Origin of the sequence: Streptomyces sp. JH14 (assembly GCF_029428675.1) — a bacterium.
In the GTDB taxonomy this organism is placed as follows: Bacteria; Actinomycetota; Actinomycetes; order Streptomycetales; family Streptomycetaceae; genus Streptomyces.
Map to the genome: position 1 here is coordinate 2,772,421 of NZ_JAJNEL010000001.1, position 15,010 is coordinate 2,787,430.

13 protein-coding genes and 1 pseudogene are annotated in these 15,010 nt (G+C 69.9%); 10 read left to right on the top strand and 4 right to left on the bottom strand.

What is annotated here, in order from left to right; all coding sequences use genetic code 11:
• Positions 1-26: 26 nt before the first annotated feature.
• The 4 genes from LRD69_RS12325 (at position 27) to LRD69_RS12340 (ending at position 2,841) form a co-directional block, all read left to right on the top strand.
• Complete coding sequence (locus LRD69_RS12325; RefSeq protein WP_277326616.1) at positions 27-614, top strand: 50S ribosomal protein L25/general stress protein Ctc; 588 nt, start codon at positions 27-29, stop codon at positions 612-614.
• A 127-nt stretch (positions 615-741) separates the two neighbouring features.
• Complete coding sequence (gene pth / locus LRD69_RS12330; RefSeq protein ID WP_277326617.1) at positions 742-1,335, top strand: aminoacyl-tRNA hydrolase; 594 nt, start codon at positions 742-744, stop codon at positions 1,333-1,335.
• Positions 1,336-1,421: 86 nt separating this feature from the next.
• Positions 1,422-1,892, top strand: a complete 471-nt coding sequence (locus tag LRD69_RS12335; RefSeq protein WP_277326618.1) for a hypothetical protein — start codon at positions 1,422-1,424, stop codon at positions 1,890-1,892.
• Positions 1,893-2,136: 244 nt separating this feature from the next.
• Positions 2,137-2,841, top strand: a complete 705-nt coding sequence (locus LRD69_RS12340; protein ID WP_277326619.1) for an LPXTG cell wall anchor domain-containing protein — start codon at positions 2,137-2,139, stop codon at positions 2,839-2,841.
• Between the two features lie 69 nt (positions 2,842-2,910).
• On the opposite strand, the gene ppc is transcribed toward LRD69_RS12340, so the two are convergent.
• Positions 2,911-5,640 (bottom strand): phosphoenolpyruvate carboxylase, encoded by a 2,730-nt coding sequence (gene ppc, locus LRD69_RS12345; protein ID WP_277326620.1) that lies wholly within the window; start codon positions 5,638-5,640, stop codon positions 2,911-2,913.
• Between the two features lie 355 nt (positions 5,641-5,995).
• On the opposite strand from ppc, the gene LRD69_RS12350 reads away from it, so the two are divergent.
• The 4 genes from LRD69_RS12350 to LRD69_RS12365 all read left to right on the top strand — a co-directional run bounded on the left by LRD69_RS12350 (position 5,996) and on the right by LRD69_RS12365 (position 11,716).
• Positions 5,996-6,982: a fatty acid desaturase gene (locus tag LRD69_RS12350; RefSeq protein ID WP_277326621.1), complete on the top strand. Its 987-nt coding sequence runs from the start codon at positions 5,996-5,998 to the stop codon at positions 6,980-6,982.
• Positions 6,979-7,665 (top strand): TetR/AcrR family transcriptional regulator, encoded by a 687-nt coding sequence (locus tag LRD69_RS12355; RefSeq protein ID WP_277326622.1) that lies wholly within the window; start codon positions 6,979-6,981, stop codon positions 7,663-7,665. The genes LRD69_RS12350 and LRD69_RS12355 overlap by 4 nt, the downstream gene beginning before the upstream one ends.
• Positions 7,666-7,910: 245 nt before the next feature.
• Positions 7,911-9,683, top strand: a complete 1,773-nt coding sequence (locus tag LRD69_RS12360; protein ID WP_277326623.1) for a VCBS repeat-containing protein — start codon at positions 7,911-7,913, stop codon at positions 9,681-9,683.
• Positions 9,684-10,048: 365 nt separating this feature from the next.
• The gene (locus LRD69_RS12365) at positions 10,049-11,716 is read left to right on the top strand and encodes a VCBS repeat-containing protein (RefSeq protein WP_277329712.1); all 1,668 of its coding nucleotides are present in this window, start codon (positions 10,049-10,051) and stop codon (positions 11,714-11,716) included.
• A 75-nt stretch (positions 11,717-11,791) separates the two neighbouring features.
• Here the strand turns inward: LRD69_RS12365 and LRD69_RS12370 are convergent, their stop codons facing one another.
• Both LRD69_RS12370 and LRD69_RS12375 read right to left on the bottom strand, forming a co-directional pair.
• A complete protein-coding gene (locus LRD69_RS12370) occupies positions 11,792-12,154 on the bottom strand; it encodes a VOC family protein (RefSeq protein WP_277326624.1) in 363 nt (120 codons plus the stop codon).
• Positions 12,151-12,960 carry a trans-aconitate 2-methyltransferase gene (locus LRD69_RS12375; protein WP_277326625.1) on the bottom strand — a complete coding sequence of 270 codons (810 nt, stop codon included), beginning with the start codon at positions 12,958-12,960 and terminating at the stop codon, positions 12,151-12,153. Before LRD69_RS12375 ends, LRD69_RS12370 begins: the two co-directional genes overlap by 4 nt.
• Before the next feature lie 88 nt (positions 12,961-13,048).
• Between LRD69_RS12375 and LRD69_RS12380 the strand changes: the two are divergent.
• Positions 13,049-13,547 (top strand): annotated as a pseudogene (locus LRD69_RS12380) (MarR family transcriptional regulator).
• Here the strand turns inward: LRD69_RS12380 and LRD69_RS12385 are convergent.
• A complete protein-coding gene (locus LRD69_RS12385; protein WP_277329713.1) occupies positions 13,506-14,282 on the bottom strand; it encodes a response regulator transcription factor in 777 nt (258 codons plus the stop codon). The pseudogene LRD69_RS12380 and the gene LRD69_RS12385 overlap by 42 nt on opposite strands.
• Before the next feature lie 277 nt (positions 14,283-14,559).
• Here LRD69_RS12385 and LRD69_RS12390 point away from each other — a divergent pair, with 277 nt between their 5' ends.
• Positions 14,560-15,003 (top strand): GNAT family N-acetyltransferase, encoded by a 444-nt coding sequence (locus tag LRD69_RS12390; protein WP_277326626.1) that lies wholly within the window; start codon positions 14,560-14,562, stop codon positions 15,001-15,003.
• The last annotated feature ends 7 nt before the right edge of the window (positions 15,004-15,010 follow it).

Sequence of the window (15,010 nt, forward strand, 5' to 3'; positions counted from 1 at the left end):
TTCGTCACCCCACGAGGAGTGCAGTCATGGCCGAGATCAAGCTCGCCACCCAGCCCCGTTCCGAGTTCGGCAAGGGTGCTGCCCGCCGCGCCCGTCGTGACAACCAGGTTCCCGCGGTCGTCTACGGCCACGGCGCCGAGCCGGTCCACATCACGCTGCCGGCCCACGAGCTGCTGCTGGCGCTGCGTACCCCGAACGTTCTGATCGGCCTGGAGCTCGACGGCAAGAACGCGCTGGTCATCCCGAAGGCTGTGCAGCGCAACCCGCTCAAGGGCGACATCGAGCACGTCGACCTGCTGACCGTCAAGCGCGGCGAGAAGGTCAACGTCGAGGTCGTGGTGCACGTCGAGGGTGAGCTGGCCCCGGGCGGCAACCTTCTCGAGTACGTGCAGAACACCCTGCTCGTCGAGGCCGAGGCCACCCACATCCCCGAGTCCGTCACGGTCTCCGTCGCGGGCCTGGACGCCGGTGACTCCATCCTCGCCAAGGACATCCCGCTGCCGTCCGGCTCGGTGCTGGCCGGCGACGAGGACGCTGTCGTCCTGCAGGTCGTCGCCGCGCAGGCCGAGGAGCCGACCGCCGAGTCGGCCGAGGCCGAGGGCGCCGAGGCCTGAGCCTCGCCCTTCACGCGTGACCTGCTTGACTGACGGGGCGGCGGTTCCTTCTCCGGGGACCTGCCGCCCCGTCGGCCTGTATCCGGGCCATCCGGAACCATCCGTACGCGAAGGAGACCGAGCGCAGATGTCCGAAGCCACCGACCCCTGGCTCATCGTGGGCCTCGGCAATCCCGGTCCCGAGTATGCGGCGAACCGGCACAATGTCGGCTTCATGGTCGCCGATCTCCTCGCCGAGCGGATCGGCGGGAAGTTCAAGCGCGCTCAGAAGGCTCAGGCGCAGGTCGTCGAGGGCCGCATGGGCCCGCCCGGACCGGCCAACCGCCGGGTCATCCTGGCCAAGCCGATGTCGTACATGAACCTCTCCGGGGGTCCCGTCACCGCGCTCCGCGACTTCTACAAGGTGCCGACCGATCACATCGTGGCGATCCACGACGAGCTGGACATCGATTACGGGATGCTGCGGCTGAAGCTGGGCGGCGGCGACAACGGGCACAACGGACTCAAGTCGATGACCAAGTCGATGGGGTCCGACTACCACCGGATCCGGTTCGGGATCGGCCGCCCGCCGGGCCGGATGCAGGTCGCCGACTTCGTACTGAAGGATTTCTCGTCCACCGAGCGCAAGGAGCTCGGCTATCTCGTGGACCGGGCGGCGGATTCGGTGGAGTGTCTGCTGGCGGAGGGTCTTGAGCGCGCACAGAGCGCGTACAACTCATGAGATAGCAGGGCGATCCCGGATCATTTCCGACCAGGGGCCGAGGTGAAGTTGACCGCAAGCGTTCGCCTGCCCAAGGATCGCTCCCCATGAAGCGGAGCACCTCCCACCGCGCACTGCTCTACGGCCGCAGCGCCGCCCTGGGCTGCGTCGTCCTGCTGTTGCTCGTCGCGGGCGTCCTGTCGTCCTGGTCCTCGGCGCAGCACATCGTCCTCGCCAAGGGCCGTGAGCACGGCACGATGACGGTGACCGGCTGCGGCGCGGACGTCTGTACGGGTTCGTTCGCCCCGGCCGACGATGCGACCGCGCGTGGGCGCGTGACGGTCGAGAAGTCCGTCGCGGTGCGGAAGGGCGGCAGGTATCCGGTCGTGGTGAAGCCCGGGACCGACGTTGTCGTGCGCACGGGGCTTCCGGGGTTTCTGCACTCCTGGGTGCCGCTCGGCGGCGCACTGCTGCTCGCCGCCCTGATCATCGGCGGCGGTCTGCGGCTCACCCGGACCGCATGGGGAACCGGGATCGCGGGCGCGGTCCTGCTGGTGGCGACGTTCATCGCCCTCTGAGCTGTGCCCCGAGCCGCGCTCCGAGCGGCTCCCGGGCCGCGCTCGGGGCCCTTCCCCGGGACGCCCCGAGGCGCGGACTCCTGTGCGGGAGCTGTGTGTGCGCCCGATCGTTATCCGGAACCATTGGGGCAGAGCGAGGCACAGGGGGCGGATGTGAACACATCAACCTTGACTCGCTGAAGCAGCCACAGGAAGCTGAGCCGTCCCCCCCACGGCATCCCTCATCTCTCACGTTGGACTGCCCATGCGCATACTCATTCCCGCCGGCGCTCTGGTCACCGCGGTGACCGCCTCGCTGCTGCTGGCACCTTCCGCCTCCGCGACGCCCAAGGGCGACAACGGCACGGTGAAGATCCACGACGCCAAGACCGGCGAGGAGCTTCGCAGGAACGAGCCGAAGGTCTGCTCCTTCTACCTCGACGCCTTCGGCTTCGACGCCACCCAGAAGGTCCAGTGGCACATCGAGGCCTGGGCCGACAACGACCTGGACAAGGGCGAGACGGTCAAGACGGGCGCCTTCGCGCTCGATGGTTCCGGCCACGGCCGTACCACCGACATGACCCTGCCCGACGGCCAGTACAAGCTGTTCTGGAACTTCGAGGGCGAGAACGGCAAGGCCAAGCACAAGGTCTTCAAGAGCGACTGCGAGCCGGGCAAGCCCGGCGAGGAACCCACGAAGCCCGGTGAAGAGCCCACGAAGCCCGGCGAGGAGCCCTCGGCCACGCCGTCGACCGGCCCGTCCGCTCCCGGCGGCGAGCAGCCGTCCGGCGCCCCGTCGCCCTCGGAAAGCACCCCGGCCGGCGCTTCGGCCACCCAGGACGGCGCGTCCGGCAACCTCGCCGAGACCGGAAGCAGTGCCCCGGTCGGCATGTTGGCGGCGGTCGCCGTGGCGCTCGCCGCGGCCGGCGGCTTCCTGGTGATGCGCCGCCGCAGGGCTCAGCAGCACTGACGTCCGCGCAGCGAAGTGCCCCCACCGGATGCGTCCGGTGGGGGCACTGTCGTGCTGCGGGCGAGAAGGTCAGCCGGTGTTGCGCAGACCCGCGGCGACACCGTTCACCGTGAGCAGCAGGGCCCGGGCGAGCAGCGGGTCGGCTTCCTCACCGCGTTCGGCGGCCGCGCGCTGGCGGGCCAGCAGGGAGACCTGAAGGTAGGAGATCGGGTCGAGGTAGGCGTCGCGGATGGAGAAGGTCTGCTGGAGCACCGGGCTGGTGCCGAGCAGTTCGGTTCCGCCGGTGACCTTGAGGACTTCCCGTACGGTCAGTGCGTGCTCGGCCTCGATGTCGGCGAAGACGTGCTTCAGCTCGTCGGGGACGAGTGTGTCGACGTAGTGGCGGGCGATCCGCAGGTCGGTCTTGGCGAGTGTCATCTCCACGTTCGAGATGAAGTTCCGGAAGAAGTGCCACTGTTCGTGCATCTCGTCCAGGACGGTGTCCAGGCCGGCTTCGCGCAGTGCCTTGAGCCCGGAGCCGACGCCGTACCAGCCGGGGACGATCTGCCGGGACTGGGTCCAGCCGAAGACCCACGGGATGGCGCGCAGTCCGTCGAGGCCGGCGCCGGAGTCGGGGCGGCGTGACGGGCGGGATCCCAGGTGCAGCTCGGCGAGCTGGTCGACGGGGGTGGAGGCGAAGAAGTACGCGGGCAGGTCGGGGTCCTCGACCAGCTTGCGGTAGGCGGCGTGGGCGGCGTCGGAGACGGTGTCCATGGCCGCGTCCCAGCGGGCGAGGGCCTCGTCGGACTGGCGGGGCGCGGTGTGCAGCGCGGAGGCCTGGAGGGTGGCCGCGACGGTCAGTTCCAGGTTCTCCCGGGCGAGTGCCGGGATGAGGTACTTGTCGGAGATGACCTCGCCCTGTTCGGTCACCTTGATCTCGCCTTCCAGCGTGCCCCAGGGCTGGGCGAGGATCGCGTCGTGCGAGGGGCCGCCGCCGCGGCCGACGGTGCCGCCGCGGCCGTGGAAGAGGCGCAGGCGTACGCCGTAGCGGTGTGCGACGTCGCGCAGGCGGCGCTGGGCGCGGTGGATTTCCCACTGGGAGGTGGTGATGCCGCCGAACTTGGAGGAGTCGGAGTATCCGAGCATGACCTCCTGGACGTCGCCGCGCAGGGAGACGAGCCGCCGGTAGGAGGGGTCGGCGAGCATGTCGTCGAGGATGACGTCGGCGGCGCGCAGTTCGTCGGTGGTCTCCAGGAGCGGCACGATGCCGATCTTGGCCCAGCCGCCGTGCAGGTCGAGCAGTCCGGCCTCGCGGGCGAGTACGGCGGCGGCGAAGACGTCGTCGGCGCCCTGGCACATCGAGATGATGTACGACTCGATGACTTCGGGGCCGAACCGTTCGAAGGCTTCCTTGATGGTGTGGAAGACGCCGAGGGTCTTCTCGCCCGCGGCGTCGAGGGGCGCCGGGGTCGGGGCGAGCGGGCGGCGGGAGCGGAGTTCCTTGGCGAGGAGCTTCTGCCGGTAGTCGCGCGGCATGTCGGCGTAGCGCCAGGATTCCTCGCCGAGCCGGTCGAAGAGCTGGCCGAGGGTGTGGTGGTGGGCGTCGGCGTGTTCGCGTACGTCCATGGTGGCGAGCTGCAGGCCGAATGCGGAGAGTGTGCGGATGGTGCGGTCCATCCGGCCGTCGGCGAAGAGGCCGCCGCGGTGCTCGCGCAGGGAGGTCTGGATGAGTGCGAGGTCGGCGACGAGTTCGCTGGTGCCGAGGTAGTCGCAGCCGGGGCGGTGCGGGGTGCCGCCGGCGAGGCGTTCGCGGGTGTTGACGAGCTTCTGCCGGATGCAGGTGGCCTTGAGGCGGTACGGCTCCTCGGCGTTCAGCCGCTTGTAGCGGGGGCTGATCTCGGGGAGTCGTTCCAGGTCGGCTTCGAGGGAGGTGAGCAGTTCGTCGGTGGCGCCGGTGTAGCGGATGGAGTTGGAGAGCTGGGCGCGCAGGTAGTCGACGAGTTCCAGGGCGTCGGTGATGCCGTGCTCGTGCTGGAGGATCAGCACGTCCCAGGTGACGGCGGGGGTCACGTTGGGGTTGCCGTCGCGGTCGCCGCCGATCCAGGTGCCGAAGGTCAGGGGGCGGGTGCCTGCGGGCAGCTGGACGCCGACCCGCTCCAGTTCGGCGGCGAGGTCCTCGAGTACGTCCCCGACGGCGTTGGCGTGCAGTTCGTCGAGGTAGTAGATGGCGTTGCGGGCTTCGTCGGCGGGTTCCGGGCGGACCACGCGCAGTTCGTCGGTCTGCCAGATGAGGTCGATGTTCTCGGCGAGCCGCAGGTCGTGGCGGCGACGGTCGGCCTCGATGACGGGGGTGTCGAGCAGTTCGGCGATGCGGCGGAGCTTGTTGAGCACGGAGCGCCGTGCGGCCTCGGTGGGGTGGGCGGTGAACACGGGCCGCACGTTGAGGTTCTTGACGGTTTCGCGCAGGTGCTGCGGGTCGGCGTCCTTCAGCCGGTCGGCGGTGCGGGCCAGGAGGCCGCCCTCGGCGGCGCGTCGGTCGCGCATCTCGTGGGCGCGGTGGACCTGCTCGGTGACGTTGGCGAGGTGGAAGTAGGTGGAGAAGGCGCGTACGAGTTGCGCGGCGGTCTCCAGGTCCGTGTCGCCGAGGAGTGCGGCGGCGGCTTCGCCGTCGGTGCGGGTCAGGGCGCGGACACGCTCGACGAGGTCGAGGAGTTCCTGGCCCTCCTGGCGTACAAGGGTCTCGCCCAGAAGATCACCCAGGCGGCGGATGTCGGCGCGCAGTTCGGGGCTGGCGGCGGGGGTCTGGTCGGCACTGCTCACAGTGTGCGGCTCCTTGCAGCGGATGAGGAGGTGCGTGGTGAAGCGTCTCCCTACAAGGGTGGTGGCGGGAGACGGGTGGGCACGTCTGTCAGGGGGTCCGAGGGGGCCGCATGATGCGGTCACCCGCCCGGGAAAGCAGAGTGCGGACCGCGCTGTCCGACGGTTCCAGGATAGGTGTCGACGGCGTCGGCGCGGTTCGCGGCCCGCTCGGTGTTCCGTCGGGGCCCGGGGGCCGGCACCCGTCCGGTCGCGCTCTCGTGCTGCGGGCCTCCGCGCTGTCATACTTACGAAGCCGTAGGTTACGGATGCGTAGCCAGAGCTTTCCGTCGTACTCCTCACCCTCCAGGGGCTCCCCATGAACACCACCCCCGACGTGATCGGCGACGCCCGGGCACCGGCGGCCGACGGTCCGGATCTCCCCTCCGCCACGCTCGGTGGCGACAGCAAACGGTCGATCGAGCAGATCGCCCTGCTGCTGTTCATCGTGGTGCCGTTCGTGGCCCTGGTCGCGGCGGTGCCGCTGGCGTGGGGGCGCGGGGTGAGCTGGCTCGATCTGGGTCTGCTGGTCGCCATGTACTACATCGGCTGCCACGGCATCACGATCGGTTTCCACCGCTACTTCACCCATGGTGCGTTCAAGGCGAAGCGCCCGCTCCGTATCGCCCTGGCCGTCGCCGGGTCGCTCGCGGTGGAGGGGCCGCTGGTGCGCTGGGTGGCGGACCACCGCAAGCATCACCGTTTCTCCGACGCCGAGGGCGATCCGCACTCGCCGTGGCGGTTCGGGGAGTCGCTTCCGGCGCTCATGAAGGGCCTGTGGTGGGCGCACATCGGCTGGATGTTCGACGAGGAGCAGACGCCGCAGCACAAGTACGCCCCGGATCTGATCAAGGATCCGGCGATGCGCGGGGTCTCCCGTCACTTCCTCACGCTCACGATCGTCTCGCTGGCGGTTCCGCCGCTGGTCGGCGGTCTGGTGACGATGTCGTGGTGGGGTGCGGCAACGGCGTTCTTCTGGGGCTCGCTCGTACGGGTGGCGCTCCTGCACCACGTCACGTGGTCGATCAACTCGATCTGTCACGCGGTCGGCAAGCGCCCGTTCAAGTCCCGTGACCGGTCCGGGAACGTGTGGTGGCTGGCGGTCCTGTCCTGCGGAGAGTCGTGGCACAACCTGCACCATGCGGACCCGACGAGCGCCCGGCACGGGGTGCTGCGGGGCCAGGTCGACTCCAGTGCCCGGCTGATCCGGTGGTTCGAGAAGCTCGGCTGGGCGTACGACGTGCGCTGGCCCGACGCGTCCCGGATCGACTCCCGGCGCAAGTCCGCACGGGCCGACGCGGCATGATTGACGGCGTGGCGACCGACGGCAGCACGAGCAGCGAGAAGAACCGGCCCTCCTCCACCCGGCGCACCCGACGCGTGCGGATGACGGGCAAGGAACGCCGCGAGCAACTGCTGGACATCGGCCGCACCCTTTTCGCCGACAAGGGTTTCGAAGGCACGTCGGTCGAGGAGATCGCCGCCCGCGCCGGTGTCTCCAAGCCGGTCGTGTACGAGCACTTCGGCGGCAAGGAGGGCCTGTACGCGGTGGTGGTCGACCGTGAGATGCGCCAGCTGCTCGACATGGTGACCAGCGCCCTGACGGCGGGTCATCCGCGTGAGCTCCTGGAGCAGGCGGCGTTCGCGCTGCTCGATTACATCGAGACGTACACGGACGGCTTCCGCATCCTGGTCCGTGACTCTCCCGTCGCCCAGTCGACGGGCACGTTCGCGTCCCTGATCAGCGATATCGCCACCCAGGTGGAGGACATTCTGGGCCTGGAGTTCAAGGCCCGCGGCTTCGACCCGAAGCTGGCGCCGCTGTACGCGCAGGCGCTGGTCGGCATGGTGGCGCTGACGGGTCAGTGGTGGCTGAACGTGCGCAAGCCGAAGAAGGCCGAGGTGGCGGCGCATCTGGTGAACCTGGCCTGGCACGGTCTGGAGAACCTGGAGTCGAAGCCGCGGCTGATCGGACACCGCAAGAGCTGAGCGGTGCGGGGTGCCCGCCCGGCGCCCCGCGCGTCTGCGGCTTACGCGGCTTCTGCGGCCTTCGTACCGCCGCTCCGAACAGCAGGAACCCCGTTATTGCTCAATCGTTAAACCGCTTCGGTCCCGTGGGTCACAGCTGTAGAGTCTGCGACTATCCCGGGCACCGATTCACCATGCATGTAACGCATCTGTGAATCCGTTCGACCCGGTTCCACCACTGACCCCTGGGGGGGGCTTTGTCTTCTGTGGAACCCACCCTGTCCGCGCCCGCGCGCCCGAAGCGCGCCCGCCGGATCGCGGCTTGCACCGCACTTGTTCTCTCGGCCGGCATGCTGCTGGCCGCCCCGGCCTCGGCCGATGCCACACCCGCACCGCACCGCACCGTGACCGAGAGGCCCACGTCCTCGACGGGCCTGCAGCCGACCCTGACCCTGCCGAAGCACACCGCCCGGAAGTCGAAGGCGGCAGCGGCGGAAGATGCGGGCGGCGCGGTCGTTGCGGCGAAGCCCCGTGCGGACTTCGACGACGACGGCTACTCCGACCTGATCTACCGGACGTACGACGCCGAACTCCTCATCTTGCCGAGCACCGCCGATCAGGCGCATGCGTTCGAGATCCCCGGCAAGGCTCCGGACGTACACAAGGACGTCATTCCGGTCGGCGACCAGACGGGTGACGGGGTCGCGGACGTCCTGACCCTGTCGCCGTACGGCTCGCTCTCGTTCCATGCGGGCATGTCGGCGGCGGGCACCGGGAACTCGACCTGGACCGGCAAGGGCTGGCAGATCTACAACAAGGTGCTCTCGCCCGGTGACCTGACCGGCGACGGACGGTCCGACCTGCTGGCCCGCACGCCTGCGGGCGAGCTGTACCTGTACGCGGCCACCGGCAACACGGCCGCCTCCCCCTTCTCCGCACGGGTGCTGATCGGTAAGGGCTGGGGCGCGTACGACCAGCTCATCGGGGCGAACGACGTTACCGGGGACGGCATCGCCGACCTCTACGGGCGGACCGTCTCCGGCGAGCTGTACTTCTACACGGGCACCGGCTCCACGGCAGCCCCGTTCACCGATCCCGACCACGTCGGGCGTGGCTGGAAGATCTACAACCAGGTCATCGGCGTCGACGACCTGAACGGCGACGGCCGGGGCGACCTGCTCGGCCGCGCGGTCAACGGGGACGTCTACGTCTACCTCGCCACCGGCACCGGCGGCGAACTCGCGACGCGCGTGGCGAGCGGCACCGGTATGAACGTGGCATCGCTCATCGCCGGCACGGGCGGCGCCCCCGACCACGGCAAGAACGATCTCATCGGGCTCGACTCCGAGGGCACGCTCTGGGCCTACTGGTCGCTGAACAACGGCAAGCTGAGCCCGCGTGCCCGCTGGAGCGACGTGGGCGGGTGGAAGGGCTTCAAGCCCCTCGTCGCGTCCTCGCTCGCGGAGACCACCCTGGCCAGTCTGCTGGAGGTGTTCGACGGCGGGCTCTACAACTACACCTACTCGGACCGCGTTCACCTGATGAGCAGCGCCTGGGGCAGCTACAACGTCACCGTCGGCCCCGGCGACCTGACCGGCGACGGCAAGGGTGACGTGCTGACCCGCGACACCGGCGGCTACCTGTACATCCATCCCGGCAACGGCACGGGCAGCGGTTTCGGTGCCCGCATCAAGGTCGGTGGTGGCTGGAACGTGTACAACACGATCATCGGCGCCGGCGACTTCACCGGTGACGGCCGCACCGACGTGGTGGCCCGCGACTCCGCGGGGGTGCTCAAGATGTACCGGGGCACCGGCGACAAGTACAGGCCGTTCCAGTCCCCGTTCCCCGTCGGCGGGGGCTGGAACACCTACACGAAGCTGGCCGCGCCCGGCGACCTCACCGGGGACGGCAAGGCCGACCTCGTCGGGGTCGACCGCAACGGCAGCCTCTACCTCTACATCTCGAACGGCTCCGGCCAGTTCGCCGCCCCGGTCAGGCTCGGCGGCGGCTGGAACACGTACAGCATCCTGAACTGATCACCCCGCACCGCACAGAGCGCCCTGCGGCCGGGCTTCCGGCGGCAGGGCGCTCCTGCGTGCCGGCGCCGGGCTCATCCCGCCGGCTCCAGGAACTGCCGCCCGGCCGTTCCGAACGGCAGGAACCCCGTTATTACTCAATCGTTAAACCACTTCAGTCACGTGAGCCACAGCTGTAGAGTCTGTGGCTATCCCGGGCATTGATTCACCATGCATGTAAAGCATCCGTGAATCCGTTCGACCCGGTTCCACCACTTACCCCTGGGGGGGCTTTGTCTTCTGTGGAACCCGCCCTGTCCGCGCCCGCGCGCCCGAAGCGCGCACGCCGGATCGCGGCTTGCACCGCACTTGTTCTCTCGGCCGGCATGCTGCTGGCCGCCCCGGCTTCGGCCGATGCCACACCCGCACCGCACGTCCCGGCCGTCGAGCGGCCCGCGCAGCCCGGTCTCGACCGGCTGCCGACGCTCACGCTGCCGCAGCGCACCGCCAAGAAGTCCCCGGCCGCGCGTGTCGCGGGCGCGGCCGACGCGGTCATCCCGGCGAAGCCGCGTCAGGACGTGGACGACGACGGGTACAGCGACCTGATGGAACGCGGCATCGACGGACAGCTGTACGTCTACCCGTCGACCGGTACCGGAAGCCACACCTACACGATCAACGGCGACTACGAGGAGCAGTCCAAGGACATCATCGCGCCGGGCGACCTCGACGGTGGCGGCCGTCCCGAGTTCTTCACCCTGTCGGCGACCGGCACCCTCTCGCTCTTCCAGAGCTGGGGGGCGGACAGCACCGGCTACGCCACCTGGTCCGGCAAGGGCTGGCAGATCTACAACAAGGTCTTCGCTCCCGGCGACCTGAACGGCGACGGCCTGGGCGATGTCCTGGCCCGTACGCCGTCGGGTGAGCTGTACCTCTACACGACCACGGGCGCGGTCGACAGCAACCCGTTCAGGTCGCGGGTCAAGGTCGGCAGCGGCTGGGGCGTGTACGACCAGCTCGTCGGCGCGAACGACATGAACGGCGACGGCATCGGCGACCTGATCGCCCGTACGACCGCCGGCGAGCTGTACTTCTACGCCGGCACCGGCACCGCCGCGACCCCGTTCAAGGGCCGGGTGAAGGTCGGCAACGGCTGGAACGCGTACAACCAGCTCATCGGGATCGACGACCAGACCGGCGACGGCCTGGCCGACCTCCTCGTGCGCACCCAGTCCGGCACGATGTACTACTACGAGTCGACCGGGTACGGCACCTTCCTCCCCCGCAGCACTTGGGGGACGAACTGGAACGTCGCATCGCTGTTCCTCGGAGCGGGCGGAAACCCCGACTTCGGCAAGAACGACCTGATGGGGCTGGACGGCAAGAACAACCTGTACTGGTACTACGCGAAGAACAACGGGGCGCTCAGCGACCGCCAGCTCATCGACGCGTTCCCGTCGGGCCTCAGCTTCACACTGGCCTCGTCCTTCGACAAGGACGGCCAGTCCGACCTGCCGATCGTGTACAAGGGCACGCTCTACAACGGCGAATACACGATCGGCAACGGCTGGGACATCTACAACAGCCTCGTCGGTCCGGGCGACCTGAGCGGCGACGGCAAGGGCGACCTGCTGGCGCGGGACCGGTCCGGCAACCTCTACCTGTACCGCGGCAACGGCACGGGCAGCGCGTTCGCCACCCGGATCAAGGTCGGTTCCGGCTGGGGTGCGTACAACAAGCTCCTCGGCGCGGGCGACTACACCGGTGACGGCCGCACGGACCTCCTGGCCCGCACCACCGGCGGCACCCTCTACCTGTACGCGGGCACGGGCAACGCCTCCGCCCCGTTCAAGTCGCGGGTCTCCATCGGCGGCGGCTGGAACACCTACAACAAGCTCGCCGCACCCGGCGACATCAACGGTGACGGCAAGGGCGACATCGTCGGCGTCAACTCCGCCGGCGACCTCTACCGCTACACCTCGACCGGAACCGGGAAGTTCGCGGCGAAGGTCCGGGTCGGCGGCGGCTGGAACACCTACCGCAACCTGTACTGATCACCCCGCACCACACAGAGCGCCCTGCGGCCGGGCTTCCGGCGGCAGGGCGCTCCTGCGTGCCGGCGCCGGGGCTCATCCCGTCGGCTCCAGGAACTCCAGCCGGTTGCCCACCGGGTCGTGGGAGAAGAAGCGCCGGTGACCCGGCAGACCGGTGTCCCAGCGGACCTCCGCGCCGTGGGCCTCCAGCCGCGACGCGTACGCCTCGATGTCCGTGACGCGCAGACCGGGGTGCGCCTTCCTCGCCGGGCGGAAATCCTTCTCGACGCCCAGGTGGAGCTGGACCGGGCCCGCCTGGAACCAACAGCCGCCGCGGGCGGCCAGAGCGCCGGGCTTGGGCAGTTCGGTCATGCCGAGGGTGCCGACGTAGTAGGCGCGCAGGAGGTCCTCCGCGCCTTCCGGGGCGGCGAGCTGTACGTGGTCGAGGGCGGCGATCATCGGTTCTCCCGCCGGGACTTGTGCGCCACGGCGAAGATGCGGCGGAACGGGAAGACCGTGCCGTGCGGGCCCTTCGGGTACGCGGTGCGCAGTGCATCGCGGTATTCGGCGAGGAAGGCGTCCCTGGCCTGCGGGTCGTCCGCGAGCGCCGTCAGGACCGGGCGCAGACCGGTGCCCTTGACCCAGTCCAGGGCGGCGTCCTCACCCTGGAGAAGGTGGAGGTAGGTGGTCTCCCAGACGTCGGCGGTGATGCCGGGGGCGGTGAGGCGGTCGAGGTAGGCGGCGGGCGTCAGGACCGCGTCGCCGTGGCGCAGGATGCCGCCCAGACGGGAGCGCCAGCGGGGCGAGTCGGCCAGTTCGCGCATCAGGACGTGGGTGGGCTGGTCGAAGTTGCCGGGGACCTGGAGGGCGAACGTGCCGCCGGGGGTGAGGGCGTCGAGCCAGGCCGGGAAGCGGTCCGCGTGGCCGGGGACCCACTGGAGGAGGGCGTTGGAGACGATCACGTCGAACGGCTCCTGCGGCGTCCAGGTCGTCGCGTCGGCCTCGGCGAAGTCCATGAGGGGGGTGGCGTGGGCCTGGGCCCGTTCCAGCATCTGGGGGGAGTTGTCGTAGCCGGTGATGCGGGCCCCGGGCCAGCGGTCGGCGAGGAGGGCCGTGACGTTGCCCGCTCCGCAGCCGAGGTCCGCGATGCGGGGTGCGGGGACGGCCGGGGGCTCGGGGATGCGGGCCAGGAGGTCGTGGAACGGGCGGGTGCGGTGGTCGGCGTGGCGCAGGTACTGCTGCGGGTCCCAGATGGGTGTCGTCATGCGGCAAGGATCACGGGGAAACTATCTTGATGTCAAGACACTTGAATTCAAGAGACTTCATGTCGACAGACCCTTTACACTGATCCACATGGAGGACGAGGTCGACCGACTGGTCGCAGCATGGCGCCGCGAGCGCCCCGACCTCGACGTGGAACCGCTCGAGGTGCTCAGCCGCGTCTCGCGCCTCGCCCGTCACCTCGACCGGGCCCGCCGGATCGCCTTCGCCGAGCACAACCTCGAGCCGTGGGAGTTCGACGTACTGACGTCGCTGCGCCGCGCGGGCGCCCCGTACCAGCTCTCCCCCCGGCCAGCTGCTGACCCAGACCCTGGTCACCTCGGGCACGATGACCAACCGGATCGACCGGCTGACCAAGAAGAACCTCGTCGAGCGGCTCCCCGACCCCAGCGACCGGCGCGGTGTCCTCGTCCGGCTCACCGCCGAGGGGCGCGACAAGGCCGACCAGTCGCTGGCCGGGCTGCTCGCCCAGGAGCGGGCCATCCTGGGCGAACTCTCCCGCCAGCAGCGCGCCGAACTGGCATCGCTGCTACGCCAGTTGACCGCCCCGTTCGACAACGTCCCCGGCTAGCTCGGCCGGTCCGACACCGGCCCGCCGGGCCAGGGCGACCGCGGCCAGGGTCGAGTGCACGCCCAGCTTCCCCAGCACGTTCTGCATATGCGTACGCACCGTGTGCGGGGACAGGAACAGCCGCTCCGCCACCGCCTTGCGGCCCAGTCCGGCCACCATGCAGCGCAGCACCTCGCGCTCGCGCGGGGTCAGCGACTCGACCAGCCGCTCGCTCTCGGTGCGGTGCTTGCGGGCCGCCGTCAGTTCCCGCAGCACGCCGGTGAGCAGCGCCGGCGGAAGGTGCGTCTCGTCGCGCAGCACCCCGCGGATGACCGTGAGCAGCCGCTGCAGCGAGCAGTCCTTGGCCACCCAGCCCGACGCTCCGGCCTGCAGTGCGAGCGCGGCCCGGCGCGCGTCGTCCTTCTCGGCGAGCACCACCGTACGGACGGACGGCTGGCCCGCACGGACCCCGGCGACCAGCGAGATCCCGTCGACCGGGGTGCTGTCGCCACTGCGCGGGACGGGGACCGGGCCCGGGACGGCGCGTCCGCCCGGCGACAGGATGCCCAGTTCGGCATCGACGAGGATCACGTCGTACGTGCGGCCTTCGGCGGCCGCGCGCTCCAGGCAGCGCAGCGCGGCGGGGCCGCTGCCCGCCGCGGCCACCTCGACGTCCGGCTCGGCCGCGAGGGCCGCCGCGAGCGATTCGGCAAAAATGCGGTGGTCGTCCACCACGAGAACCCGGATACGGACCACAGGCACCCCCAGCTGTGTCTGGCCCGGGGCCACACCCCCGGCACCCCGACGGGGCGGACAAGTGCGGGTACGACGCCCGGAGCGCTGAGGTGAACCGCAATGCCACGGCCGCCGCCGTGTGCCGGCTGCCACCCCGCCCCGGGCGTCGTACCCGACCGTCTCGTACCCCTGAATCAGCACCGGCCCCCACCGGTGCTGTGCATCAGCGTACGGCTGAGGGCCCGAAGCGGAAGGCAATTGACAGAACTGATGGACCTCGGTGTTTAGGGTGTGGTTCATGTTTCGTCTTGAGACAGAAGTAGACAAAGATCGTCGTCTTCTGCTGGGTGAACGGCTGCACCACAGCAATACGGAGCGCTCGCCGCAGCTCCGCGCCCTGCTCGCCACACCGGCCGAGCACGAACTCCCGCTGGAGGTGTGGGCGATGGACGGCCGGGGTGCGCTGGCCGGCGGGCTGACCGGACGCACCTGGGCCTACTGGCTCCATGTGGACCTGCTCTGGGTCGGCGAGGAGCATCGCGGCTCCGGACTCGGCTCGCAACTGCTCGCCGAGGCGGAGCGGGTGGCCGTGACGGACCGCGGCTGCACCCGCTCCCGGCTGGAGACCTGGGGGTTCCAGGCTCCCGGCTTCTACCGGAAGCGGGGGTACGAGGTGAGCGGGCAGATCGACGACTACCCGCCCGGAGTCACCGAGTTCATCCTGACGAAGTCCTTCGGCTGACCGGCCG

Excerpts from the sequence above, each read along its gene's own strand:
- LRD69_RS12325 (WP_277326616.1), top strand. The coding sequence starts at position 27 with ATGGCCGAGATCAAGCTCGCCACCCAGCCCCGTTCCGAGTTCGGCAAG.
- pth (WP_277326617.1), top strand. The coding sequence starts at position 742 with ATGTCCGAAGCCACCGACCCCTGGCTCATCGTGGGCCTCGGCAATCCC.
- LRD69_RS12335 (WP_277326618.1), top strand. The coding sequence starts at position 1,422 with ATGAAGCGGAGCACCTCCCACCGCGCACTGCTCTACGGCCGCAGCGCC.
- LRD69_RS12340 (WP_277326619.1), top strand. The coding sequence starts at position 2,137 with ATGCGCATACTCATTCCCGCCGGCGCTCTGGTCACCGCGGTGACCGCC.
- LRD69_RS12350 (WP_277326621.1), top strand. The coding sequence starts at position 5,996 with ATGAACACCACCCCCGACGTGATCGGCGACGCCCGGGCACCGGCGGCC.
- LRD69_RS12355 (WP_277326622.1), top strand. The coding sequence starts at position 6,979 with ATGATTGACGGCGTGGCGACCGACGGCAGCACGAGCAGCGAGAAGAAC.
- LRD69_RS12365 (WP_277329712.1), top strand. The coding sequence starts at position 10,049 with ATGCTGCTGGCCGCCCCGGCTTCGGCCGATGCCACACCCGCACCGCAC.
- LRD69_RS12370 (WP_277326624.1), bottom strand. The coding sequence starts at position 12,154 with ATGATCGCCGCCCTCGACCACGTACAGCTCGCCGCCCCGGAAGGCGCG.
- LRD69_RS12375 (WP_277326625.1), bottom strand. The coding sequence starts at position 12,960 with ATGACGACACCCATCTGGGACCCGCAGCAGTACCTGCGCCACGCCGAC.
- LRD69_RS12390 (WP_277326626.1), top strand. The coding sequence starts at position 14,560 with ATGTTTCGTCTTGAGACAGAAGTAGACAAAGATCGTCGTCTTCTGCTG.